The organism is Shewanella sp. 10N.286.52.B9, assembly GCF_002873635.1.
In the GTDB taxonomy this organism is placed as follows: Bacteria; Pseudomonadota; Gammaproteobacteria; order Enterobacterales; family Shewanellaceae; genus Shewanella.
This window is the reverse complement of sequence record NZ_MCTY01000125.1, coordinates 1-24,517: the sequence shown is the minus strand read 5'-3', so window position 1 is coordinate 24,517 and position 24,517 is coordinate 1. Positions and strand designations below refer to the sequence as shown.

Sequence of the window (24,517 nt, the reverse complement as noted above, 5' to 3'; positions counted from 1 at the left end):
CCCATTAGTTATAGATCACTTGTTATCGTCCATGAGTGATAGTTCATTTTTAATAGCCCATAAAAAAGCCAAGTCACTGACTTGGCTTTTATTTTCATTTGCTACCCAATGAGCTTAATCAAATAAGCACATTAATTGCAGACGAAATTAATCTTCTAAGTTACCACAAAAACGGTAACCTTCACCGTGGATAGTTGCGATGATTTCTGGCGTGTCTGGTAAGCTTTCGAAGTGCTTACGGATACGACGGATAGTCACGTCAACAGTACGGTCATGTGGCTTAAGCTCACGGCCAGTCATTTTCATTAACAAGTCTGCACGAGTTAAGATTTTGCCTGGGTTTTCTACAAAGTGAAGCATCGCACGGAATTCACTGCGAGGTAATTTGTAAGACTCACCTTGTGGGCTAACTAAAGAACGGCTGTTGATTTCTAAGCTCCAACCGTTGAAACGGTAAAACTCAACTGAACCTTTTTCTTCGGTTTCAGCGCCAGCGCTGTTTACACGAGTTAATAGGTTACGAGCACGGATAGTTAATTCACGTGGGTTAAATGGCTTAGTGATGTAGTCATCAGCGCCAATTTCTAAACCAAGGATCTTATCAACTTCGTTATCACGGCCAGTAAGGAAAATAAGGCCAATGTTATTAATTTCACGAAGTTCACGGGCTAATAATAAACCGTTTTTACCAGGAAGGTTGATATCCATAACAACAAGATTAATCTTATTATCCTGCATGGCTTTATGCATTTCTGCGCCATCGTTTGCTTCAGTTACTACATACCCTTCGGCTTCAAAAATACTACGTAGAGTATTACGGGTTACAGCTTCATCTTCAACAATAAGAATGTGTGGGTTTTGCATGTCATTTACCTAAATTAAAAACAATTCGATTCTAGTCATGTTGCACTAGGGCTGTGGCGTTATATAGCTAAGAAAACGCCGATAATTTATAAATTCACGATAGGTGTTTATCTATGTCTGCCCTGAACAAAACACGCTTCATGACTAACTACATTATATAAACCAGTTTAAGGCACTAATATTTATCGCACTTCTATAAAAGAGTTATACGTGACGTAAATTTTGATCATAAAAAATCAATATTCAGATCGTATGCTGAGCTTGAGTAAGCTCACAACCTGTCAAAATATCTGTAAAACCGATGATTCATATAAACTAAGAGATTAAATTGCTGATTAAAGTTCCTTCGCAACCTAATTTTGTCCTACATTTATATTCAGTCTTTTAAAATGTAGAACACATTTTAAAAGCTTGAACACTTTACCAAGATTTAATTTCAGTAAATGTAGTCGCTTGTGTCACAACTTAGCGTTATGTAGCAAAATCTAGCTAGTGTGAGATATTGTACTCGTTTTAGGCATTTGTTAACAAATGAAATGTTAACAAATTTACGGGGAAGATTTGTTACAAAAATGCTTTTTGGTGTAAGCTTATGATTTTTAAGTCAAATATAATTATTGTTCTTGTGACTTACATCACACAGGGTGTTGGTCCAAGTCTTGGTTTGCTACACTGAATTGGTCTTAATTGAGAAAAATAAATGATGAATAATTCAATAGATAACCTTTGGTTTAAGTATCAAGGGACCCAATTTCTACTTACTCAGCGCCTTTCTTACGCTGTCCCCTTCGCCATTGTCACCGCCCATAATCCCTTAGGCAGCCAATTGAATCCGTGTCAAAACCGTTTGTTAGATAGGCGACTTCAACGGAAAATTCAGCAATTTAATAGCCCCTATCGTTGCTTAATTGGCGCGGCGCCAGACTTATCTCATATGGAAAAAAGTTGGGCAGTCTTTATAGAAAAAGACCAAGCGTTAGCGTTAGGCCGAGAGTTTAAACAGCTCGCTATTTACTATGTTGATAATGGGGTGTTGTCATTACTTGCCTGTGGTGAAGCACCTGACAAGGAAGTGTTAATTGGCGAGTTTGGTCAACGGACGGTTTTGGTTAGTGAATTACCTGATTTGCATGATGAGTAACATCAAGAGCACTTTCACGACATATGTATCAGTAAGTAAATATTTTTTATCAGGCACTTAAGTAAGTGCTTTTTTTTATTGATTTTTTTGTGCAGTTCTAAGATATATGCTTATTTTTATACTTTTGAAGCCTTATAGTTAACAAGTGCTGATTAATTGCGTAGTTTGGTTGGTAGACCGCCTAGTATTACATCGGCTCTATATTAGGTAAAATGATTTTTAGTTTTATATTACTGTTGTTTTATATCGTTTTTTTATGTGAAATTTAAATAATACCTTAAATGGCATTATATTTAGCTCAGTGTCTCTATTTACGTATTGTGTTATTTGACGATTTTATGGCATATCCCAATTGACTTGAGTTGTTATTTATTGGTATTTTCATGCTCTTCCTGTGGGAAGAAACAGAAGAGGAGCGTTAGCTAGGTAGTAAGTTCGAGGAAAACCAATTCCTATGACAGCTTATGAGGGAGATTAGCGCCGAGGTACTGGTATGTTTGGTTGGCATTCGGTATCGGTCGTTTAGGTTGAATCCTAGCGATTGTCACCTATTATTTGGTGGAGAGCTTCTGGTGAAAGATTGCTGTTTCCCTTCTTTAAGGGTGCGTTATCACTGCACCAGGCTCTTCGAACGAAGTAAGTTCGGAGTGTAATCATGTTTTTACGTATTAAATTTCAAGTTGTTCCAATACTGTGTACGCAGTTTATGTCTACTCAGTCCATGTCTACTGAAAGTATGTTTAGTCAAAGTTTGTCTGCTAAAACTTTGTCTACTAAAACTTTGTCTAGTAAAAGTTCGTCTGCGAATGTCGTGGAGGTATCAGCATGAGTTTAGTTGTTGCTAAGTTCGGTGGCACCTCAGTTGCTGATTTTGACGCCATGAACCGCTGTGCGGACATTATTTTAGCCAATGCCAATACCCGCGTCGTTGTTGTTAGTGCTTCTAGCGGTGTCACTAATTTACTGGTTGAGTTAACTCAAGCCAATGTGAACGACCAACGCCGCTTAAGTTTAGTCACTCAAATTGCTAAAATTCAATATGACATTGTTGATAAGCTGGCGCGTCCACAAGATGTAGCTGCTACGATTGATAAGCTATTAAGCAGAATGGCAGTGCTTAGTGATAAGTTAGTGCTCGATAGAAGCAAAGCCATCATTGATGAGCTGTTATCCATGGGTGAGCAATGTTCATCATTATTGTTCTCTGCGGTTATTCGCCAAAAAGGCACGCCATCAAGTTCATTTGATGTGCGCCAAGTATTAAGAACCGATAGCCATTTTGGTAAAGCAGAGCCGCAAATTGAGCAAATTGCGCTCCTAGGCGCGGAGCATTTACAGCCGTTATTGGCTCAGCAAGTGATCGTGACTCAAGGTTTTATTGGCGCTGATGAAGCAGGCAACACCACCACCTTAGGCCGTGGCGGCAGTGATTATTCAGCTGCGTTATTAGCTGAAGCCTTAAAAGCAGATGCGGTAGAGATTTGGACTGATGTGGCCGGAATTTATACCACTGACCCACGTTTAGCGCCTAATGCGAGACCTATCGCTGAAATTAGCTTTAATGAAGCGGCTGAGATGGCTACCTTTGGCGCTAAAGTATTACACCCTGCGACGATTTTACCGGCCGTGCGTCAACAAATTCAGGTGTTTGTTGGTTCCAGTAAAGCACCTGAACAAGGTGGAACTTGGATCCGTCATCAAGTAGAAGATGCCCCGGTTTATCGAGCTGTGGCTCTAAGACGCGATCAAACTTTATTAAACCTGCATAGCTTACAAATGCTCCATGCTCAGGGCTTTTTAGCGCACACCTTTGCCACGCTTGCTAAGCATAAAATTTCAGTTGATTTGATTACCACCTCAGAAGTTAATGTGTCACTAACGCTTGATAAAACCGGTTCTGACTCCAGCGGGCAGGGGTTATTAAGCGAGTCATTACTGCAAGAACTATCACAAAATTGCCGTGTAAGAGTGGAAGATAAATTAGCTTTAGTGGCGATTATTGGTAATCAAATAGCGTCAACAGCAGGTATTTGCAGCCGAGTTTTTGGGGTACTTGAACAGCATAATGTGCGCATGATTTGCCAAGGGGCTAGCCCACATAACTTATGTGTTCTCGTCGCTGAATCTGAAGCCGCAGATGTGGTTAACTCTCTGCACCAAAACTTATTTGAATAATTGCTAACGTGGCAGGTATGACATCAGTGAATTCAATTACAGAACAGGCTAACGATTATTCAGCCACCATGTCTCGGGTTGAAGTGGGAGAGCTTGCCACAGGCCAAGCGTTAACGGCGCCACTGTTTAGCTTTAAAGGCTCAGATGACGCCGCGCCCAGTGTTTATATTCAGGCCAATGTTCATGGGGCTGAAGTGCAGGGTAATGCGGTGATACATCAGCTGATGACTTTACTGCAAGACTACACTGTATTAGGCGATATTCACTGCGTGCCATTAGCCAACCCTTTAGGCATTAATCAAAAAAGTGGCGAGTTTACCTTAGGGCGATTTGATCCTATCACTGGGGTGAATTGGAACCGAGAGTATTATGATCAGTCACTTGATATTGCGAGCTGGTTCACTGAGCATCAACACTTTGCCGACAAGGACTTGTTTAGTGCTTTTAGGCAAACCTTAGTCAATAATTGCCAGCAACGTTTAGCCAACCTTTGGGGTATTAGTACCGGGCATCGCTTAGCTGTGACATTACAACATATGGCCCATGGCGCTGATATCGTGCTTGATTTACATACCGGGCCTAAATCTGCAAAGCACCTTTATTGCCCTGAGTATGATGCAGCCGCAGCCGCGTTTTTCTCGATCCCCTTATCGTTAATTATCCCCAATGAATTTGGCGGCGCCATGGATGAAGCGGTTTTTTGTCCATGGTGGCAATTAACTGAATATGCAGCGTTAAAAGGGCGCGTATTCGATGTGCCTGTGGCGGCTTTTACCTTAGAGCTAGCAAGCCAAGAACGTATTGATATGGCAGATGCTAAAAATGATGCCCTAGGTATTTTGGCCTATTTGAGCCATCGGGGAGTGATCAAAGAGCATGTTGCTCCTGCCAGCATGAAACGCTGGGGCTGTTACTTAAAGGATTATAAAAAGTTTCATGCCCCTAAAGCGGGTTTAGTGGAATACTGCGCAGCGGTTGGTGAGCCGTTAGCTGCTGGCGAGCCTTTAGTGACCTTATTAAGGTTAGATCAGTACGGCAGTGATAATGCCGTCACTTCGGTGAGTTTGCCGATAGATTGCGTGCCAGTGCTGCATTTTGCTTCAGCTTCAGTCCATCAAGGCACTGAGCTGTATAAAGTCATGACTAAGGTATTTGAAATTCCATAAGCTAAATAGATAAGTTAATTTTTTTTCAGCAAGTTAAGCCCGTAGCTAGTTCTTACGGGCTTAGTTTTTACGGACTTAGTTCTCTCAGGCTTAGTTCTCTCAGGCTTAGTTCTTGCTAGCTTAGTTGATGTTAAGCACTGCTATTTATTTGACTAGCTTCTTAATATTTCTAATGGCATCGACAGCATTTCATCGCCAGATGCAGCAAAATACCAAATAATAGCAATCAGTAAGCCAACCGTAATGAAGTACCACAAGGTCGAGAAGATTTGCCCATAACGGTCAAGGGGCAATAAATGACTTTGATGACGGCTTTTCCATTCAAATACAATCTCAAGACTGCCAATTAATAATAAGAAGCCCAGTAATGCCAGTCCAAGGCTGTAGCTAATGAATACCCCAGCGGCTGCGCCTGCGATACAGGCGATTAGACCCACCATGCTATTCATCGAAAAGGTGATACTTTTTAAAATATGACCACCATCTAAAGGCAGTATCGGCAATAAATTAAAGAGGTTTAATAGGGCGTTAAAGCTGGCCAGTCCGACAAAAAAGATATTACCCGTCAGCCAATAAGCCAGCATACAGCCGATGGACATAAACAGGCCAAAAGTCGGCCCCATAATAGAGATCACCACGTTCTGCCAACGGGTATTAATACGCTCGTCACTAACAGCAAGGCCGCCCATAAATGGGATCAAATAAATCCCTTTGGTTTTCATGCCAAAGTGTTTCATTGCTTTGATATGACCATATTCATGGATAACCAAACAGGCAATCAAGGCTAAAGCAAACTCAATTGAAAATAGCCAAGAGTAGGCCGCCACACTGGCTGCAGCGAGCATGGCTTTAATCACTTTGGCGCTTTTAAGTAACTTAAAACCTAGAGAGGTTAAGCCAACAAAACTGAATTTTTGTTGTTTAACTGGGGCCACTTCAGGGGTTTGTCGTTCTATGTCCTTGCTGTTACGCTGGCCATCGGCAATGGTGTTATTGTCCACCAAAACCGTATAGTTGATGATAAATGGTTGCCACTGCAAATCAGACTCTAAGCGCACTTTCATGACTTGGCGGTTGGTTTGGGTGATGACATCATCATGACTGGGTTCTGCTAGTGAACTCGGTCTAGACAACTCAAATTCGTGGATAGTAAAGCTTTGATTATCAGCAGAAGCCGACTTTTGCGAAACCAGTTGATTATCCCAATAGAGCTGTTGCCAGCCAGCCATGGAGCCCTCTAATCGTAGGCGTTTTCCTAGGCATTCTATGTTTAACAGTTCCATGCTTGATACTCGTATTACGGGATAAAATGTGGAACAGCATTTTGCCTGAGTAGCGATGCTGACTCAAGAAAATTCAGACTCAAGAAATTCAACCGTTTCAATTCCTTGTCTAATAGTACTGAAAATAAGCTTTGCGCTGCAGCAATGACCATTTAGCTGGGCATGTTGGCGTACATAATGAATGAAAGTCATTAAGTCGATAGCCTGAGTGCTTAATGCTAATTGAGGCAATGCGGCTACGGTTATAGGTTGGCTGGTATCTGTTGCTGAGTTGATGGAAATATCGAAAGTATTGCCTTCACTGTCGAGTAACTTATCGCAGGTACCTGCAATATGAGGAGTTAAGCAGCAAAACTCTAGCCAGTCTCTATCACTAGCTAGATAAATAAGCTCGTCACAGCTTTGCTGCTTGATGACTGCGGGCCAACAAATACTTTGCATGATAAAACCTGTAGGCGGTGACACTGAGTAACCATTGATAAACTCAATGATTTAAGGCCACACTATTGCCGCTTGAAGTATGTACCCGTTACATAGTGCAACTATCGGTTGCCATAATCAAAACTAATTTCATTTTGCTTATTCATGACGAGGCAAGGGCCGTGCTCCCGTTGGGTTGTATTTTTAGACGGGCCAATATTAATTTTAACGTTGGTAAAGATATGCTTTTTGGCCTGAATAAAATGCTTATTATAGTAGCCATCGGCATCTTGCTGTAATTGCTTGAACTGCGCTTCTAACTGCGCACGATTGCTGGCGAGTTGTTTCTTTTCATCCAGCATCATTTTTACTTGCTCTATCATGCCTGCATCGGTTTGCCATTCGCTTTTAGGTGGCAGCTTGCGTAATCTAGCTTCAATATCAAGGCCTGCAATGACAAGCTGTTTGATTTTATCATGGGTAGTTTTGACTTCTGCGCGAATTTGAGCTTGATCCATGGCGCAAAATAATGCGGTTTTAGTGCCTGCTGTAGCGCCAATTGCCACCGCATGAATGCCTTTGCTAGCGCTCGCCTTGCCACCAACCAGATCGCCTCGTCTGCCGCTAGGATCACTCACTGTGATGACACCGTTTGAACATGCGTGACTATGAAGTAATTGCTTGGTCACTAAGATATCATTGTCAGCATTAAGGCTTGAGTATTGCACGAATTGTGCGCAAATTTGTCCTTGGGCATTAATTGTGGTGCTAAGTTGATGCTCTTTAATTTGGCGACCAATGATGCCTTTACTGACAATGATATCGCCTTTGGCATCCAGTGTTGCTGAGTCCACAAACCCCATGACGGTAATATCGCCGCTACTTTTCACTTGCATGCCTTCATGGACATCACCGCTAATTAACACGCTGCCTTCAAAGTTCACATGGCCAAAATTGACATCAACGTCTTTAATTTGTAGTACATCATCCACTTGCATGCCAAGGCGGGTTTCAACTGGCTGACCTGAAACTGTCGCAATTAATAAGTTAGGATCATTGACGGCCAGTTGAGTGCCATTACCTGGCTGCATAATCATGTCTTTGCCGGGGATTTGCGGCAAAACATCACCATTGACGTTATAACCTGCAACACCATCTGTAGCAGGGGTTTTAATCATTAATACATCGTTTGGTTTTACCATGATCATGGCGCCCAAATCGCGCATATCCACCGATCCATCTTCTCGCTCTTGGGGTTGCAATAAGCGCTCGCGGGCTAATGGCACTTGCCTTGCTAGGCTGGCATTGGTGCCATTTTGGGGCTGTTTACCGTGGGCGATCAGCGAGCGACATTGCTCACCTGGCGGTAAGGTGTCTAATTGTTGTAGTAGCGATAGGATGTTGGGTTTGCTTAAGCCCATTTTAACCTTATGGAATTTAAGCGCATTTAAAATGGTTGGCAGTGTTGGGTCTTGGCCGCCATAGGCAGACACCAAGCTCATTGAGGCTGACATTTTATCTTCGCTGATCTCGATGATGACTTTACCATCAAGGCGCTCAGCAATAATAAAAAATAATTCGTGTTTACCGCTATCGACACTGCAGTGACTATTTACTTCAGCGGTCGCCTTAGCAATGTTTTGCTCTAAGGGCCGCAGCATGGCAAATTCAGGCTGATTAAGTAACTGGGTTATATCATCTCCAGTGATGGGGCCGTGACGGCTAGGCGTAACGCGAAGCTCAACTTGAGTTTGATCAACATTAAAAACCGCTAAATCTGATGCTAGCATAAAATCCCTTATTTTTACGTTCTACATTTGAGCTTATTAGGCTGCCCAATAGGTAGAACGATACGCCTTAGATGACGTTTATTATTAGCTAACAAAATGTAGCGTTTTTTAGGGATAAAAACTAGTCAGTAATTGGTTGTTTTATAACTAAATCAAATAATTTGTGAACTCCATAGCCGTGGAGCCATTTTTGTTATTTATTAAATTGATATAATTTATATTTATTGTTTTCTGCTGGCACATTTACTTGGCCAAATTCAGCGGCTATGGTGTCGGCATACGGCAAGTTTCGGTTAGCGACAATTTGCCAGACGCCGCCTTTTGCAAGGCTTGATGCACTTGATTTAACAAAGTCTTTGGCAATTTGGGTGGTTGCGGCTAAGCCATCATGAAATGGTGGGTTAGCAATGATGCCATTAAATTGACCGCTAATTTGGTTAAAGCCATCAGAGGGATACACTTTTGCTTGCATGCCATTTGCGGCAAGGGTGAGTTCACAGGCTTTTAAAGCCATGGCATTAATATCAATACACTCAACGGATAAACTTGGGTTTGCTTTTAGTAAGGCCGCGCTAATAACCCCAGCACCACAGCCAAAGTCCAATACGCGTTTTTCTAATGTCGGCAAATGCGATAGCAATAATTCTGTACCTTGATCGAGACGCTTTTCGCTAAACACGCCCACAAGATTACAAATGGTGATCTCCCCTTGAGGGGTTGATAATGAGTATTGGCTGACCCAATTATTAAGGTCAAATACAGGTGCTTGGGCGATTAACTCACTGACAAATAATAAACAATGGCGGGCATTATCGCGCTTACTTGGGGTTGAGAAATACTCAGGTAGTAACTTTGCTAACGATTTAACCCCACCTTTATTTTCGCCTACGACAATTAGGTGTCCGCCCTGCTTTAAATGCTTGGCGGCGAGGTTAAATAAATAAGGCGCTAGGGGCTTAGCTTTTGGGAAATAGATAATAGCGACATCAAAGCGTTTTTCTGCATCGGTAGTTGGCAGCTGATGACCAAAGTGACTGCTTAAGCCTTTTTGTTGTTTTTGCGGCAATAATAAATAATGGTTAAAGTCTAATGCTAAGCTCGTCACAGATGCAGCGCTGTTAAGCAACTCAGCCGCCAAGGTATCAGCTTCATGATTTAGAATTAAAACATCTTGGTTTTCAATGAATTCAGCATTTCTTAAAATGACTTGAGAAGCGTTAGTAAGCACGAGATTAACCTTTGAAAAAATAATCTGTCGATTATAGCAAATACCGGCAATAAAAAGGGTGACAAAATTGTCACCCTTTAAGCTTTCTTCATCAGTAATTAATTACTGATAATAACAGTTTGGCTTTGGGGTAATAAACTCATCATCTTAGTGGCAATATCAGTGTTGTTTTGATGGCCACTGAACAGTCTTTCTCCTGGACCTGCGGCAAAAACCTGCACGTCTAATCCAGTGTGACCCAGTGTGGTCCAGCCGGTATTAGTGCGGGCATCAATGATTGTTAATATAGTGGCAGTAAGCTGCTTTTCACCCTGCATACGGGCGTTACTTAATTGAGTCAATTCTTCTTGGCTGGCGTCAAAGCCAATCAGTTGATTAAACTTAGTTTGCCAGTCATCAGTAGCAATTAACTGCTGAGCAATATTCGTTGGTGAGGCATTGATGGCGTGAATGAGTTGTGGCTGCCACTCATACTCACCATTAGTACCAATAGAAAGTCCGCCGGTGTTGTGATCGGCGGTAACCACCATCAAGGTGTCTTTACGTTGACGAACAAATTGCTCAACCACTTCAATGGCATTGGCAAATTCATCCATTTCGCCCATCACTGAGGCGATATCATTATCATGTCCAGCCCAATCTATCAGGCTGCCTTCAACCAGTAACACAAAGCCTTGGTCGTTTTGAGCTAATAGCTCTAAGGCCTTTTTCGTTAAGCTGCTAAGTTTATGGCCTTGCTTATCATCAATGACCCATGGCAGTTGCACTGGGGCAAATAAACCCAGTACTTTTGGCTCAGTGATACTATCAAGTTGCTCAAACTCGGTAATGTGTTGATAGCCTTTGTCTTTAAATTGCAGCAACAGTTCAGCTGAAAAATACTGTTGGCCGCCGCCTAAAATGACATCAGCATCGGTGTTTAAATATGATTGTGCGATGGCTTTATAGTTTTTGCGGTGCTCATTGTGCGTTAAAAACGCCGCAGGAGTAGCGTGGTTCACCTGACTTGATACCGCGACACCCGTGGATAAGCCTGCCGCTTTGGCAAGTTCCATAATGGTGGTCAGTGGGCGTTTATTTTCATCGACTGAAATCGCGCCATTATAGGTTTTAAATCCTGTGGCTAACGCGGTTGCCGAGGCGGCAGAGTCAGTCACATAACCGCTACTGCGAGCAGGGTAGGTACTTGCCATGCCCACTAACAGCCGATCGAATACGGTTTGCTCGATTTCTTGGGTATTGGGGTTGTCTTTAAAGTAGCGGTAGGCGCTGGTGTAAGCTGGGCCCATGCCATCTCCCACCATGATGACCATGTTTTTAGGTTTAGCTGCTGTAGTTGAAGCTTTGTTAGTGCTTTTTAGTGCTGTAATTGGCGCGACGATTACGGGGTCATCAATTACAACCTGTTCAATTGCTGCTTTTTCCGAAATGGCTTCGGAAGTAACAGCAGCTTCAGCTTGAGTTTGGCTAGCAGTATCAGTATTAATGGCGGCTTCAGCGATAAGTTCATTGGCAACAGTGGTATTAGAAAACCACAGGGTTAAGCTAAGCAGTAAGCCTAGCGTACGTCTTAAATGCATGTGTAGTCCCAAATGTGTTCGACAATATCAGCAGCAATGATCTCCACTGCTGCTATCCTTTTGATTTATGCTTTTTTATTGATACGCGCTTCAATTGAGTCCATCAACATCCCAGTAATATCCACATCAAATGCGGCTTCAATTTCTTTGATACAAGTTGGGCTGGTGACGTTAATTTCAGTTAGCTTGTCGCCAATCACGTCAAGACCAACAAAGATAAGCCCACGCTTTTTAAGCTCAGGTCCGATAGTGTTAGCAATATGCCAATCAGATTCCGATAACGGCTGCGCCACACCACGGCCGCCAGCGGCTAAATTGCCACGGGTTTCGCCTTTTTGTGGAATGCGTGCCAGTGAGAAGGGCACTGGCTGGCCATCGACCACTAAAATGCGCTTATCACCAGAAGTAATATCTGGAATAAAGGCTTGTGCCATGGCGTATTGCTGACCTTCATTGGTTAAGGTTTCAATAATAACGCCTAAGTTAGGATCATCTTTCTTAACGCGGAAAATTGAACTGCCACCCATACCATCAAGTGGTTTTAAAATGATATCGCCTTTGGCTTTATGGAAAGCGCGGATGCGTTGCTCATCTCTGGTGACTATGGTTTCTGGGGTGAATTCTGAGAACCACGCAGTAAACAGCTTTTCATTGGCATCACGTAAACTTTGTGGCTTATTAACGATCAGTGTACCTTGCTCTTCAGCGCGCTCAAGCATATAAGTTGCATAGATAAACTCAGTATCAAATGGTGGGTCTTTACGCATTAAGATGACATCAAGGTCAGCCAGTGGCGTATCAATACTGTCGCCTAATTCAAACCATTTTTCAGAATTTGCTGCAACAGTCAATGAACGCATGGTGGCAGTAGCCTCGCCATTAACCATAGCAAGATCATTCATTTCCATATAAAACAACTGATAACCGCGAGCTTGCGCTGCCATTAACATGGCGAAACTAGAATCTTTTTTAATGTTAATCTCACTAATTGGATCCATTACTATGCCGAGCTTAATCATACTTTTATCCTTATATTCTCAATGCATGCATCATTGATTAACCAATATCACCAAACCTAAGTTGCAAGGCGGTGATAGCCGTTAGCGAAGCGGTTTCTGTTCGTAATACTCTTGGACCGAGCAATACATCGGTAAATTGTTGGGTTTCTGTCATGGCGATCTCTTCTTCTGATAAACCGCCTTCAGGACCAATTAGCAAACGAACTTTATGGCTATCTTTACTCTCATCCAATGACAGACCATTAATACCATGTGCCGCTCTTGGGTGTAGGTTCAACTTTAGCGCATCGGTTTGCTCAGCGCACCACTGACTTAAGGTCATGGCTGGGCGCACAACAGGGACCACACTTCGCCCTGATTGCTCGCAAGCACTAATGACAATTTTTTGCCATTGAGCGATTTTTTTATCGAGCCGTTCGCCATTAAGTTTGACTCCACAGCGATCTGAAAATAGCGGGGTTATGGTGCTGACACCCAATTCAACAGACTTTTGAATAGTAAAGTCCATGCGGTCACCACGAGAAATAACCTGGCCTAAATGTAAATCTAACGGTGACTCTGAATCATTTGCCGTTTTTGTAATGATTTCCACAGTGACATTCTTTTTATTGGCGCTGATGATATTGGCTAAATAGTCATAACCATCACCGCTGAATAAACTGATTTGCTCACCTTGTGTCATACGCAGCACTCGGCCAATGTGGGCTGCACCGTCTTCATCAAGCTTTACTTGTTGGTTGAGCGCTAGCTCATTGACGGGCTGATAAATTCTTGGAACTCGCATAAATAACAATCCTTAATCAATGAGGCTGAGGGTTTGGCATTGTTTTAAGACAATTTTATTATGGTTACCCTGTTTTTCTGCAATTAAACGATCCCGCAGGCATTCTGTTTCGTTGACAGGGTAATAGCTGTTCCAAACTTCAAACAAGCGTTGTTGGCTAGATGAAATCGACAACCCATAAGTGTCTTGCATGTAAAAATAGGTTCTGGCAATAGCGCCGCGGCTTTGCTCAGGTGGTTGCACCTTTCGGCCCTTAAAGTCGACTACCATATCACATTGGCCATATAGGGTAGACTTTGCATTCCACTGACTAAAACGGTAATTGCTTCTGTCGCCGTTGACTTCACCCACGGTTGGAGTGAGGTTGTGTAAGTCGGCTTCCATTTTCTTAAATTCTGGGCTAACTCTGCCGCAATTTTTTCTGCCACCATCTTGCCAGCATTGTTCCTGATGGCCAAACTCCCAAGCTGAAACCACATGTTCCCATTCAATTCTGTTAGCTCTAGGGATTTGTTTCCTAACCTGATAACCACAGCTTTCTAAATCGGGTTTCCACTGCTTACCGACCACCTTAATGTCGCAGCCACAATAAAAACTGCTCATGGGGAGCGAGCTACTATAAATCTGCTGAGCAATTTTTTTAGCACTTCGAAAACTTTTCGGGTGTTCAGCTGCGTGTAAATTTGATGACGTTAAAATGATAGCGGTGAAAAGCACTAACAGCCACAGAGGCTGTAAAATATGTTTTAAATACTGTTGCACAAAAGACCCTGATTTTTATATACGGCACAGGCGTTATACGGGTGGTATAGCCTGATATTTGCGAAGGATGGTAAGGGATTGAAACTGGGGATGCAATCAATTGTGTTATTTCAATGCTAACAATGGCAAATATCACTATAAGTGAATGATAAATATTAGGATAAAGTAAAATTATTTACGGCTATGTTTTGGCTGTTAGTACCTGTGAACAGCGGATACAACGGTATTGAGTTTGATTGCGAGTGACTTTGTTGTGGCGGCGAATACTGAGCATGACCGGGCCGCACTGACAATGATACTGAAACTGTTTACCTGCAACGGATTTAGTGTCCAATTGATGGGTGGTGTCTGCAGGTATTTGATAAATGCCGTTCATTAACTGTTGCCACTCTTTACCGTGGGGCTTCACTTTGCCAAACAGTTGAAAGCACAATAAATGACTAACTTCATGGGGCACCACTTGGGTTACAAATGCATCGACATTCTCTTCTAGTAACACTGGGTTAAAGCGCAGTTTATTCAATTGTAGATGCGCAGTGCCAGCGCTTTTGCCTCTTAAGCTAAATAGAATGCTCGGACGGGGAAATTTTCGCTGCAGTTGCTGCTCGGCCAATTGATAGTCGGATTCTATTTTCAATAATACTTGCTGTTGGGCTTCGGTTTTCGGTAATGGAATACGAGCCTCTGAAGCAAGATGTTTAGTACAGGTATTTGCTATGGGGGTTGATGTTCGGCGTGCGAAAATAGATTTGAACATAATAAGCTAATCGTAAAGAGTTGTAAGTTGCTGTAGGCGAAATCGCCTGCTGATAAGGCTATAATAGCATTATCAGCAGGGCATAAAACTAATGCTAAAGCGAACCCGCAGCAAGTTTTATCATTTCGCGGATTTGCTGCACCATTTTCCATTCCATTTCTGCATCAAAACCTGCGACTCTGGGAGTATGAATATGGCCAACCGGTAAAGTACGGTTAAATTGTTGCTTTAATAAAATACTGCGATATGAAATCTCATTAGATAAATAACCGCCGCCAGAGCCTTCTACCGATTGCTCGTTAGCCAGTTCGTAAATGGACTTAGCATCAAATTGACCTCTGCTAATGCTGGTCACTTGATGATTGTCATTGATGCTCCAGTCACCTTGGGCTTGCTTCATGGCAGAGACAGGCAGTGAAAACTCCACAAACTCGGGACCGTTTAAGTTACCGCCATTAAAAAGTGGAGCCATTGGGGTGGTTTTATTTGCACCAGTATAAACGTTCAAATTGTCAGGTGCTGCTGCGCTGCGACCTCTTGCGGGGAAGCGCTCTAAATCAAAATTATCACGCCCCATACTGACAGTAAAAATCATATCAACACTATTATCACGATACATAGGCGTTAATAGTGATTCGATCATGCCGTTATCAAAGTCGGCAAAACGCACCGGGATCATCACAGTTTCGATTTGAGCTTGTTTGCCATTAACATTAAAAGTGACGCCATCTAAAGCCAAGGCTGTTAATCCTGATGGGTTACTTTGATCAATATGCTTATCTAAAAAGAATGGGTCAAAACCTGTGACGAGAATTTTAATTTGGCTTTCGGGTAAAAACTGAATGTCGCTTAAGCCTCTTGAAGACTTCTCAAACGCTTTAATCAAGATGTCACGCTGCCAAGGGACAATATTATAACCCGCATGGGCGGTTTTTAAGGTCTCTCGCATAGCAAGGCGACTCCAATATAGGCCGCGATCATCGTGTTTGCCTGACTGAACATTGGCTACCGCTTGCTGCCATAGTTGGGTGCCTTGGGCTGCGACCATTTGGGTAATGACTAGCTCATCAGTTGAGTTAACCAGCTTGTTACCTAAGCTGCTATTAAAGTGTTCATATTGATTAACCACGGCAGGCATTGAGCTCAGGGCTGTGGGTAAACGTAACTCTTCAACGTCTCGTTGTATGCTGAAGCCTTGGGCAACAGTAGGGGCTGAAGTTAGCAATAAGGCAGTAAAAGCTGCCAAAGCAGTACGGTTAAATAAGGGGGCAAACACGGGCTTGAACATGACTATTCCTTTAGGATGTTTTATTTTTATGAGTTTAATTTAACACGGCTTTAGCACTAATTCATTATTGATTGTAATGACTCTTGGCTACCATATCGTTTCGCGAAAAAATCTAAAAAGGCGCTAATATTACTGGCTAATTGCCGTCTACTTGAATACACCCCGTACACTTTGAAGGGTTCCATAGGCCACTCTTGCAGTAATGGCACTAAACTGCCTGCTGCCAGTTCTTGCTTACAGCTATTATTGGATAGCATGGCGATACCAAAATCATCTTGAGCGAGGCGTTTGACCATACTGGCACTATTGACCCTGACCTTGCGTTTAAAGGTGGCCATGGTTTTGCGATTGCCTTTACCTACCGGCCAAATAGGCGCCGACATGCTGGTGCCTAATAATATGCCACTGTGCTGGGCCAGCTCTTGAGGGGTTGCTGGTGTGCCTGATTTTTTGAGATATCCAGGGCTTGCAACTAATATAGGTTGGCGTTCAAACAATAACCGCGCCACTAAGTCAGAAGATTCTAATGGGCCATATTTTATGGCAATATCATAACCTTCGCCGACTAAGCCAACATTACTGTCGGTGAATTGAACGTCGAGCTCGATGTTGGGATAAAGGCGCATGAAGCTACTGCAAAGGGTGGCAATGACGTCTTGAGAGAATGACACCGGAATGGCAATCCGCAATGAACCGGAGATATCGCTATGGGTATTTTCGATAATGGCTTTGGCGGCTTCAATTTCTTGGCGGATAGAATCACAATGTTGATAGAACAAAGCACCAATTTGAGTCAGACTTAAATTACGGGTATCACGTTGCAGCAAGCGTACACCAAGTTGCTCTTCTAGCTGAGCGACTTTACGACTTATGGTTGATTTTGGCTGGCCAATATCTCTGGCCGCTTGGGAGAAACCTTTTGCTCTAACTACTGCTGCAAACAGCATCATACCGTTTAAATCAGGCACCTTAGCCTCACTGTCTCAAAAATGGAACAAAGCGTCCCCAATAGTTTAATGGTAATTGTACAGGGAACAAAGTTATATTTACCGACTAAAAATTTTAGAGGCTATATAAGCAGAGGATCTAAGGATGACTAGCAAAAAGCAGCCCGTACACAAGACATCGGCACAATCGGCTGACCCGCTCTTTCTTAAAGCGGAGCATTTAGCTAAAGATTTTTCATTATTTCCAGCTCACAGTAAGCAAACTTTAGCTGAAGAAATCAAAGGATTGTTATCTGAAGATGCGATCCAAGCAAATTTAAAAGAACTGTCGACCTTAGATGTCGATAGTTATGTGGCTAAAGTTATTCAACCGACTTTAGATAAAAACCGCCCAAGTGCAAAACGTGTTATCGCTGATCTAAAAGGTAAGTTGATCACTGAGTTTCACTTAGGTTCTTTTTACAGTGCTGAAATTGAATTAAATTTCGGTTCACGTACTCGCCGCATTGGTTTTATCGCCCAAGAAAGAACCTCGGCAAACGGTGCGTGGATGCCTGAGCATCATTTAGCTGCATGTAAAGCGATCCGTCACTTTGCTGAGTTATCAATGCCAATCGTTTACTTAATTGATACTCCTGGCGCCGATGCGGGAGAAGTGGCTAACAGCCAAAACCAAGCCCATACCATTTCAAAAGCCATTGCAGAAAGTGCCAATGTTGACGTCCCAACTGTCGGTATCGTGATCGGCGCAGGTTACTCTGGTGGCGCGATTCCATTAGCGGCGGCAAACATCTTATTGTCATTACGTGACGGTATTTTTAACACTATTCAACCGCAAGGCTTACAAAGCATTGCCCGCAAGTACAACTTGTCATGGCAAGAATGTGCTAAGTCTGTGGGGGTATCACCAGAAGAGTTGCTTTCTGCTGGTTGTATTGACGGTATAGTTGATTTTTCTCCTTATGATAAAGACGAGCGTCAGCATAACCTGCGCCGCGCGATTATCAGTGGTATTGAAGCGGTAGAAAATGCAGCCATCACTTTTGTACGTGAATCTGACGATTTACGAGAGCATTATGATCGTAGTTTAGCGCGCTATTTAGACCCCTCTAAAAACCTTTCAGCCTTAGAAAATAACCAAGGCTTAGCTGTGGCGAACAGTCCAACCATGCACCACAATGTGTTTGGTAGTGCTTATCGTTATTTGCGTTATCTCACTGTGCGCAGTCGTATTCATTCAATTTCGGTTGAACAGTATGGCCGTTTGTCGAAAGTGAGTGTACCTGAAGGTGATTTACTGGCGCGTATTCAGCAAGAGCAAGACAGTGTATTTCAATCTTGGTTAGCGACGCCTGATAAATTAGTTTACGACGAAGAGTTGAATAAGCTTTGGGGCACTTTTGATGCCAAACGTAGCGAGATTTCAGCTGAACGTAACGTGATCACTCGTTTCATCTTAGGTGAGCCGAAAGAGAACTATAAGAAAGCCCGTAAGGCATTGCTCTTTAACATCGGCTGGTCTTTGTATCATCGCTGGAAAGGTAACTCAGCTAACAACTTCAAAGGCTTAATTAAGCACCTTGAATCATTGCCATCATCTACTACTCAAGCGCCTTGGCCTGAGCTGAATCAACTGACTGTACTTGATATTGTGGTCAATGATGAGTTGCGTGAAGACTTCATTTGGCAATGTCATAACGTATTAATCTTTAATGCACTATATGACAATGTGGTGGTTAACTTAGCGTCGATTTCCAAAGAAGCGATGATGTCTAAGAGCTTGTCACGTGAATCAGTTGATAAGTTATTGCATAACGCCATCGATACTGCGTTATCAAATAATGATGAAGCCAACGATAAGAGCAAGTTCTATAAATGGCTTAAATTCTTCATGGCGCAATCTAACCGTGCAGAACTGTTAACCCGTGTAGAGCAATGGAAGAGTGTCGGTTTCCCGCAATTAAACGACAGTTTATTTGTTATCTTAACCTACTTCTTTGAGCGTTTATTGCCAGAGTATTTCGACAGTGAAGAAGATCAATCTAAGTACACAGGTGCTATCAACCCTGTGCGTATTGGTCGTCGTAAAGATTTCTGGAACCGCCTCACCATGGGCTACCAAGATCTACTGATCCAAAAAGTCCTTCGTGATGAAAAGCGCCAAGGGAAAATGGGTTGGGAAAATATTATTGGTAAGTTCTTCACCGAATTTGAAGAGCTTAATGGCGATAAGATGTCTGCCAACTTGCTCAACTTCCCAGGTTTCCGTTTATCTATTGAAGATGCATTAGACAAAGGTATTCGCCCATGTGGTTTAATTACCGGTTTAGCTGACTTTGATAATAACGGTCAAACACTGCGTGTCGGTGTTGCGGTATCAAACATTGCCTTCCAGGCTGGTGCGTTTGATATGGCCAGTGCTGAGAAGTTCAGCGCGCTATTAATTGAATGTGCTAAGCGTAAATTGCCAGTGGTTTGTTTTATCAGTTCTGGTGGTATGCAAACCAAAGAAGGTGCAGCGGCACTATTCTCAATGGCTGTGGTTAATGACCGTATCACCCGTTTTGTACGTGATAATGAATTACCGGTATTGATGTTTGGTTTTGGTGATTGTACCGGTGGCGCACAGGCAAGTTTTGTGACCCATCCGTTAGTGCAAACTTATTACCTATCAGGCACTAATATGCCATTTGCTGGTCAAATGGTGGTGCCTGCATACTTGCCATCAACAGCAACGCTATCTAACTACTTATCTAAAGTACCGGGTGCGATGACGGGCTTAGTGCATAACCCATTCACCGATACTCTTGATAGCCAATTATCAAGTATTGATCCGTTAATGCCACTGCCAACATTGCATGCCCAAGAGATCATTGCTAAAGCGGTATCAACCTTAGTGCCTGAAGTTAAAGCCATTGAAGAGAAGATTGTTCAAGACGATCCTCGTGCGTTAATGAAGCCGATTGATAAAGTGCTTATCCATGCACGTGGTTGTACTGCGGTTAAGTTGATCCGTAAAGCCCATGACAACAAAATTAATGTTGTTTTGGTGGCATCAGATCCTGATATGACCTCAGTGCCTGCAGACATGCTTAAAGTGAACGATAAGCTGGTTTGTATTGGTGGTAACACCTCTGATGAGAGTTACTTAAATGCCTACTCTGTCCTGAAAGTGGCAGATTACGAAAACGTTGATGCGCTTCACCCTGGTATTGGCTTCTTGTCAGAAAGCCCGCAATTTGCTGCTTTATGTGTTAACAATGGCGTAAACTTTGTTGGCCCAAGCGTGCATTCGATGACGACTATGGGTAACAAATCAAACGCGATTAAAACCTCACAAGGCCAAAACGTGCCTGTTGTGCCGGGTAGCCACGGTATTTTGACCAACGCCGAGCAAGCGGTAAACGTAGCGCTTGAAATTGGTTACCCTGTATTGCTTAAAGCGGTACAAGGTGGTGGTGGTAAAGGCATCCAAGTGGTAACTAAAGCTGAGGACATGATTGGTTTGTTCCAAAAGACTTCAACTGAAGCGGCTGCAGCATTTGGTAACGGTGACCTTTACCTTGAGAAATACGTCACCTCATTGCGTCATATCGAAGTGCAGTTACTGCGTGATAAGTTTGGTAACACCAAAGTGTTGGGTATTCGTGACTGTTCAGTGCAACGTAATAACCAAAAAGTGATTGAAGAATCGGGTTCAACCATGTTGCCTGAAGAGCTTAAGCAACGGGTACTTGAATACACTCGTGCATTAGGTGACGCCACTGATTACATGGGTGCGGGTACGGTTGAGTTTATCTACAACCTTGATGCTAACGAAGTGTACTTCATGGAAATGAATACCCGTCTGCAAGTTGAGCATCCAGTGACTGAAGCAACCTCAGGAATCGATATTGTTAGTGCCCAGTTTGATATTGCTGCGGGTCGCTCAATTGAAGATCTAGAGCCAGTTGAACAAGGTTACGCCATGGAAGTGCGTATTACTGCTGAAAAAGCAGCCCTTGATAGTGATGGTGTACTGCAGTTGTTGCCAAACCCTGGCAAGATCAGTGAGTGCTTCATGCCTGAAAGAGACGATGTTGAAATCATCTCAATTGCTGAAACGGGTAAAGAAGTATCGCCATATTACGACAGCTTAATCGCGCAAATTATTATTCGCGGTGAGTCTCGTGAAGATGTGATCACTAAGATGTCTGCTTACTTAGATGAAGCTTACATCAAAGGTATTGCCACTAACATTCCATTATTGAAGCTTATCCTTAAGGATGCGACCTTCAATCAAGGTGTTTACGATACTAACTATCTACCACGCTTGATGGCTGAGTTAGATGTACCTGCCTTGATTGCTGAAATGGAAGCGGCGGCCGAAACTGTTGGTTTAGATACCGAGTCTTTACGGGTTGCTGAAAGTAACGAGCTTAAAGTGTTAGCCCAAGGCGCTGGTATTTTCTATACCTCACCAGCACCGGGTGAGCCTGACTTTGTTAAAGAAGGTGACATAGTCACAGTAGAGCAAACATTAGCGCTAACTGAAGCGATGAAGATGTTCTCTCAAGTAAGCTTAGCCGGCTTTAACCGTCAAAATGCAGTGCTGTACCCTGAAGATAAAAAGTATCGCATTGAGCGCATTCTAAACGGTAATGGTCAGCAAGTTTCTCAAGGTGACTTACTGTTTGTGATTTTGCCCCTTGATGGCGAATAAGCTTAACGCTTGATTGCTTGATGACACAAAAATCCCTAAAGCTTTTTTAGGGATTTTTTTATGTCCGACAGCGAATTAAATACTTTTGCATCAGTCGACGAAGAACAACTTAAATTCACCTAAATGAAGGCTATTAAGTCAATATTAACCTTGTTGTAGTAACCTAAGGTCAATTTAAACAGCTTAGAAGTAAAAAAACACTATTGTTCGAAAAATAAACGATAAGTTTTATTTCTCTGTTTTATATAAGAAATGTGTATTTTTATCGAATTTATTTACGTAAAATGCGATAAAAATTGCAAGTCCTATTTGCGCTATTGCAGGTTCCAACTTACAATATGCGCCTTAAATAACCTGATGTGCGGTGTGTCTAAGTTTTTACACGCTCCGTCTACCTCTTAACTAATCATTAAAGTTGAATCATGACCGAATTATCCAAATACAGAAACATTGGTATCTTCGCTCACGTTGACGCGGGTAAAACCACGACCACCGAGCGTATCCTAAAGCTAACCGGTAAGATCCATAAGATCGGTGAAGTTCATGATGGTGAATCTACTACTGACTTCATGGAACAGGAAGCTGAGCGCGGTATTACTATTCAGTCAGCAGCAGTAAGCTGTTTCTGGAATGACCACCGTTTTAACGTTATTGACACTCCTGGTCACGTTGACTTCACTGTTGAAGTTTATCGTTCACTAAAAGTGCTTGATGGCGGTGTTGGTGTATTCTGTGGATCTGGTGGTGTTGAGCCTCAGTCAGAAACTAACTGGCGTTATGCTAACGAATCAGAAGTTGCTCGTATCATCTTCGTAAACAAATTAGACCGTATGGGTGCTGATTTCTTACGTGTTGTTAAGCAAACTAAAGATGTTCTAGCTGCTAACCCACTAGTTATGGTTCTTCCTATTGGTATCGAAGATGAGTTTAGTGGTGTTGTTGACCTACTAACTCGTAAAGCTTGGGTATGGGACGAAACTGGCGAAGCTGAGAACTACAAAATCGAAGACGTTCCAGCTGACATGGTAGACATGGTAGAAGAATACCGTGAAATGCTAATCGAAACTGCTGTAGAGCAAGACGATGACCTAATGGAAGCTTACATGGAAGGCGAAGAGCCATCTATGGAAGAAATCAAGCGTTGTATCCGTCAGGGTACCCGTGATATGTCATTCTTCCCTACATACTGTGGTTCTGCGTTCAAGAACAAAGGTATGCAGCTTCTTCTTGATGCTGTTGTTGACTACCTACCTAACCCAGTTGAAGTTGACCCACAACCTCTTACTGATGAAGAAGGTAACGAAACTGGCGAACACGCTTTAGTTTCAGTTGACGAGCCATTCAAAGCGTTAGCATTCAAAATCATGGATGACCGTTTTGGTGCACTAACCTTCGTACGTATCTACTCTGGTAAGATCAACAAAGGTGACACCATCCTTAACTCGTTTACAGGTAAAACTGAGCGTGTTGGTCGTATGGTTGAAATGCAAGCTGATGAGCGTAACGAATTAGATTCAGCGCAAGCTGGTGACATTATCGCTATCGTTGGTATGAAGAATGTTCAAACTGGTCACACTTTATGTGATGTTAAACATCCTTGTACTCTTGAAGCAATGGTATTCCCAGAGCCAGTTATCTCTATCGCTGTAGCGCCAAAAGATAAAGGCGGCAGTGAGAAAATGGGTATCGCTATCGGTAAAATGATTGCAGAAGATCCATCTTTCCGCGTAGAAACTGACGAAGACTCAGGCGAAACCATCCTTAAAGGTATGGGTGAGCTTCACTTAGACATTAAAGTAGACATCCTTAAGCGTACTTACGGTGTTGACTTAATCGTTGGTGAACCTCAAGTTGCTTACCGTGAAACTATCACTAAGGTTACAGAAGATAGCTACACGCATAAGAAACAGTCTGGTGGTTCTGGTCAGTTTGGTAAAATTGACTATGTTATCCGTCCTGGCGAGCAAAATACTGGCTTTACTTTCAAGTCTTCAGTTGTTGGTGGTAACGTTCCTAAGGAATTCTGGCCTGCAGTTGAGAAGGGCTTTGCTAGCATGATGAATACCGGTACTGTTGCTGGTTTCCCTGTGTTAGACGTTGAACTAGAACTTACAGATGGTGCTTTCCACGCAGTTGATTCGTCAGCTATCGCGTTCGAAATCGCTGCTAAAGGCGCATTCCGTCAATCTATGCCTAAAGCTGGCGCACAACTTCTTGAGCCTATCATGAACGTTGACGTATTCAGCCCAGATGACAACGTTGGTGATGTTATTGGTGACCTTAACCGTCGTCGTGGCATGATTAAAGACCAAATGGCTGGTGTTACTGGCGTTCGTATTAAAGCTGACGTACCGTTATCAGAAATGTTCGGTTACATCGGTTCACTACGTACTATGACATCAGGTCGTGGCCAATTCTCTATGGAATTCGCTCACTACAACCCATGTCCTAACAGTGTTGCTGAAAAAGTAATTGCTGACGTTAAAGAACGTGAAGCTGCTGCTAAGAAGTAATTCTAGCGTTTAAGCTTTAATAAAAACCGCTGCAAGCTAATGCTTACAGCGGTTTTTTTATGCTTTAAATTTGAGGATAAAAAATAAAAATTATTAAT

17 protein-coding genes and 1 riboswitch are annotated in these 24,517 nt (G+C 42.7%); of the genes, 5 read left to right on the top strand and 12 right to left on the bottom strand.

What is annotated here, in order from left to right; translation table 11 throughout:
• Positions 1 to 147: 147 nt before the first annotated feature.
• Positions 148 to 864 (bottom strand): two-component system response regulator ArcA, encoded by a 717-nt coding sequence (gene arcA / locus BCU91_RS07490; RefSeq protein ID WP_076540527.1) that lies wholly within the window; start codon positions 862 to 864, stop codon positions 148 to 150.
• Positions 865 to 1,567: 703 nt separating this feature from the next.
• On the opposite strand from arcA, the gene BCU91_RS07485 reads away from it, so the two are divergent.
• The 3 genes from BCU91_RS07485 to BCU91_RS07475 all read left to right on the top strand — a co-directional run bounded on the left by BCU91_RS07485 (position 1,568) and on the right by BCU91_RS07475 (position 5,346).
• Complete coding sequence (locus BCU91_RS07485) at positions 1,568 to 2,005, top strand: DUF3293 domain-containing protein (protein ID WP_102531233.1); 438 nt, start codon at positions 1,568 to 1,570, stop codon at positions 2,003 to 2,005.
• Positions 2,006 to 2,405: 400 nt separating this feature from the next.
• Positions 2,406 to 2,582: riboswitch (Lysine riboswitch) on the top strand.
• 248 nt (positions 2,583 to 2,830) lie between these two features.
• A complete protein-coding gene (gene lysC / locus BCU91_RS07480; RefSeq protein WP_102436714.1) occupies positions 2,831 to 4,180 on the top strand; it encodes a lysine-sensitive aspartokinase 3 in 1,350 nt (449 codons plus the stop codon).
• Between the two features lie 17 nt (positions 4,181 to 4,197).
• Positions 4,198 to 5,346 carry a succinylglutamate desuccinylase/aspartoacylase family protein gene (locus BCU91_RS07475; RefSeq protein WP_102531214.1) on the top strand — a complete coding sequence of 383 codons (1,149 nt, stop codon included), beginning with the start codon at positions 4,198 to 4,200 and terminating at the stop codon, positions 5,344 to 5,346.
• Positions 5,347 to 5,498: 152 nt separating this feature from the next.
• On the opposite strand, the gene BCU91_RS07470 is transcribed toward BCU91_RS07475, so the two are convergent.
• The 11 genes from BCU91_RS07470 to BCU91_RS07420 form a co-directional block, all read right to left on the bottom strand.
• Entirely contained in the window at positions 5,499 to 6,629 is a 1,131-nt protein-coding gene (locus BCU91_RS07470; RefSeq protein WP_102531213.1) for a site-2 protease family protein, read from the bottom strand.
• A gap of 63 nt (positions 6,630 to 6,692) precedes the next feature.
• Positions 6,693 to 7,070, bottom strand: a complete 378-nt coding sequence (locus BCU91_RS07465) for a DUF4144 family protein (protein WP_102436720.1) — start codon at positions 7,068 to 7,070, stop codon at positions 6,693 to 6,695.
• 101 nt (positions 7,071 to 7,171) lie between these two features.
• A complete protein-coding gene (locus tag BCU91_RS07460; RefSeq protein ID WP_102531212.1) occupies positions 7,172 to 8,839 on the bottom strand; it encodes a FapA family protein in 1,668 nt (555 codons plus the stop codon).
• A 193-nt stretch (positions 8,840 to 9,032) separates the two neighbouring features.
• Positions 9,033 to 10,067, bottom strand: coding sequence for a methyltransferase (locus BCU91_RS07455; protein ID WP_102436724.1), 1,035 nt, complete (start codon positions 10,065 to 10,067; stop codon positions 9,033 to 9,035).
• Between the two features lie 98 nt (positions 10,068 to 10,165).
• Positions 10,166 to 11,647: an alkaline phosphatase gene (locus BCU91_RS07450; RefSeq protein ID WP_241901135.1), complete on the bottom strand. Its 1,482-nt coding sequence runs from the start codon at positions 11,645 to 11,647 to the stop codon at positions 10,166 to 10,168.
• A gap of 65 nt (positions 11,648 to 11,712) precedes the next feature.
• Positions 11,713 to 12,666 carry a glutathione synthase gene (gene gshB / locus BCU91_RS07445; protein ID WP_102436726.1) on the bottom strand — a complete coding sequence of 318 codons (954 nt, stop codon included), beginning with the start codon at positions 12,664 to 12,666 and terminating at the stop codon, positions 11,713 to 11,715.
• A gap of 37 nt (positions 12,667 to 12,703) precedes the next feature.
• Complete coding sequence (gene rsmE / locus BCU91_RS07440; protein ID WP_102475341.1) at positions 12,704 to 13,450, bottom strand: 16S rRNA (uracil(1498)-N(3))-methyltransferase; 747 nt, start codon at positions 13,448 to 13,450, stop codon at positions 12,704 to 12,706.
• A 12-nt stretch (positions 13,451 to 13,462) separates the two neighbouring features.
• Complete coding sequence (locus BCU91_RS07435) at positions 13,463 to 14,173, bottom strand: endonuclease (RefSeq protein ID WP_241901138.1); 711 nt, start codon at positions 14,171 to 14,173, stop codon at positions 13,463 to 13,465.
• Positions 14,174 to 14,393: 220 nt separating this feature from the next.
• Positions 14,394 to 14,969 carry a SprT family zinc-dependent metalloprotease gene (locus BCU91_RS07430; RefSeq protein WP_102436731.1) on the bottom strand — a complete coding sequence of 192 codons (576 nt, stop codon included), beginning with the start codon at positions 14,967 to 14,969 and terminating at the stop codon, positions 14,394 to 14,396.
• A gap of 94 nt (positions 14,970 to 15,063) precedes the next feature.
• Complete coding sequence (locus BCU91_RS07425; protein WP_102531211.1) at positions 15,064 to 16,257, bottom strand: hypothetical protein; 1,194 nt, start codon at positions 16,255 to 16,257, stop codon at positions 15,064 to 15,066.
• 56 nt (positions 16,258 to 16,313) lie between these two features.
• Entirely contained in the window at positions 16,314 to 17,225 is a 912-nt protein-coding gene (locus tag BCU91_RS07420) for a LysR family transcriptional regulator (protein WP_102436735.1), read from the bottom strand.
• Between the two features lie 124 nt (positions 17,226 to 17,349).
• Between BCU91_RS07420 and BCU91_RS07415 the strand changes: the two genes are divergently transcribed.
• Both BCU91_RS07415 and fusA read left to right on the top strand, forming a co-directional pair.
• Positions 17,350 to 21,906 carry a biotin carboxylase N-terminal domain-containing protein gene (locus BCU91_RS07415; protein ID WP_102475340.1) on the top strand — a complete coding sequence of 1,519 codons (4,557 nt, stop codon included), beginning with the start codon at positions 17,350 to 17,352 and terminating at the stop codon, positions 21,904 to 21,906.
• A 422-nt stretch (positions 21,907 to 22,328) separates the two neighbouring features.
• On the top strand, positions 22,329 to 24,419 hold the full coding sequence (gene fusA / locus BCU91_RS07410) for an elongation factor G (RefSeq protein ID WP_102436739.1): 2,091 nt from the start codon (positions 22,329 to 22,331) through the stop codon (positions 24,417 to 24,419).
• Positions 24,420 to 24,517 lie beyond the last annotated feature (98 nt).

Excerpts from the sequence above, each read along its gene's own strand:
- arcA (WP_076540527.1), bottom strand. The coding sequence starts at position 864 with ATGCAAAACCCACACATTCTTATTGTTGAAGATGAAGCTGTAACCCGT.
- fusA (WP_102436739.1), top strand. The coding sequence starts at position 22,329 with ATGACCGAATTATCCAAATACAGAAACATTGGTATCTTCGCTCACGTT.
- BCU91_RS07460 (WP_102531212.1), bottom strand. The coding sequence starts at position 8,839 with ATGCTAGCATCAGATTTAGCGGTTTTTAATGTTGATCAAACTCAAGTT.
- BCU91_RS07450 (WP_241901135.1), bottom strand. The coding sequence starts at position 11,647 with ATGCATTTAAGACGTACGCTAGGCTTACTGCTTAGCTTAACCCTGTGG.
- BCU91_RS07470 (WP_102531213.1), bottom strand. The coding sequence starts at position 6,629 with ATGGAACTGTTAAACATAGAATGCCTAGGAAAACGCCTACGATTAGAG.
- BCU91_RS07485 (WP_102531233.1), top strand. The coding sequence starts at position 1,568 with ATGAATAATTCAATAGATAACCTTTGGTTTAAGTATCAAGGGACCCAA.
- lysC (WP_102436714.1), top strand. The coding sequence starts at position 2,831 with ATGAGTTTAGTTGTTGCTAAGTTCGGTGGCACCTCAGTTGCTGATTTT.
- BCU91_RS07475 (WP_102531214.1), top strand. The coding sequence starts at position 4,198 with ATGACATCAGTGAATTCAATTACAGAACAGGCTAACGATTATTCAGCC.
- BCU91_RS07430 (WP_102436731.1), bottom strand. The coding sequence starts at position 14,969 with ATGTTCAAATCTATTTTCGCACGCCGAACATCAACCCCCATAGCAAAT.
- BCU91_RS07465 (WP_102436720.1), bottom strand. The coding sequence starts at position 7,070 with ATGCAAAGTATTTGTTGGCCCGCAGTCATCAAGCAGCAAAGCTGTGAC.
- rsmE (WP_102475341.1), bottom strand. The coding sequence starts at position 13,450 with ATGCGAGTTCCAAGAATTTATCAGCCCGTCAATGAGCTAGCGCTCAAC.
- gshB (WP_102436726.1), bottom strand. The coding sequence starts at position 12,666 with ATGATTAAGCTCGGCATAGTAATGGATCCAATTAGTGAGATTAACATT.
- BCU91_RS07425 (WP_102531211.1), bottom strand. The coding sequence starts at position 16,257 with ATGTTCAAGCCCGTGTTTGCCCCCTTATTTAACCGTACTGCTTTGGCA.
- BCU91_RS07415 (WP_102475340.1), top strand. The coding sequence starts at position 17,350 with ATGACTAGCAAAAAGCAGCCCGTACACAAGACATCGGCACAATCGGCT.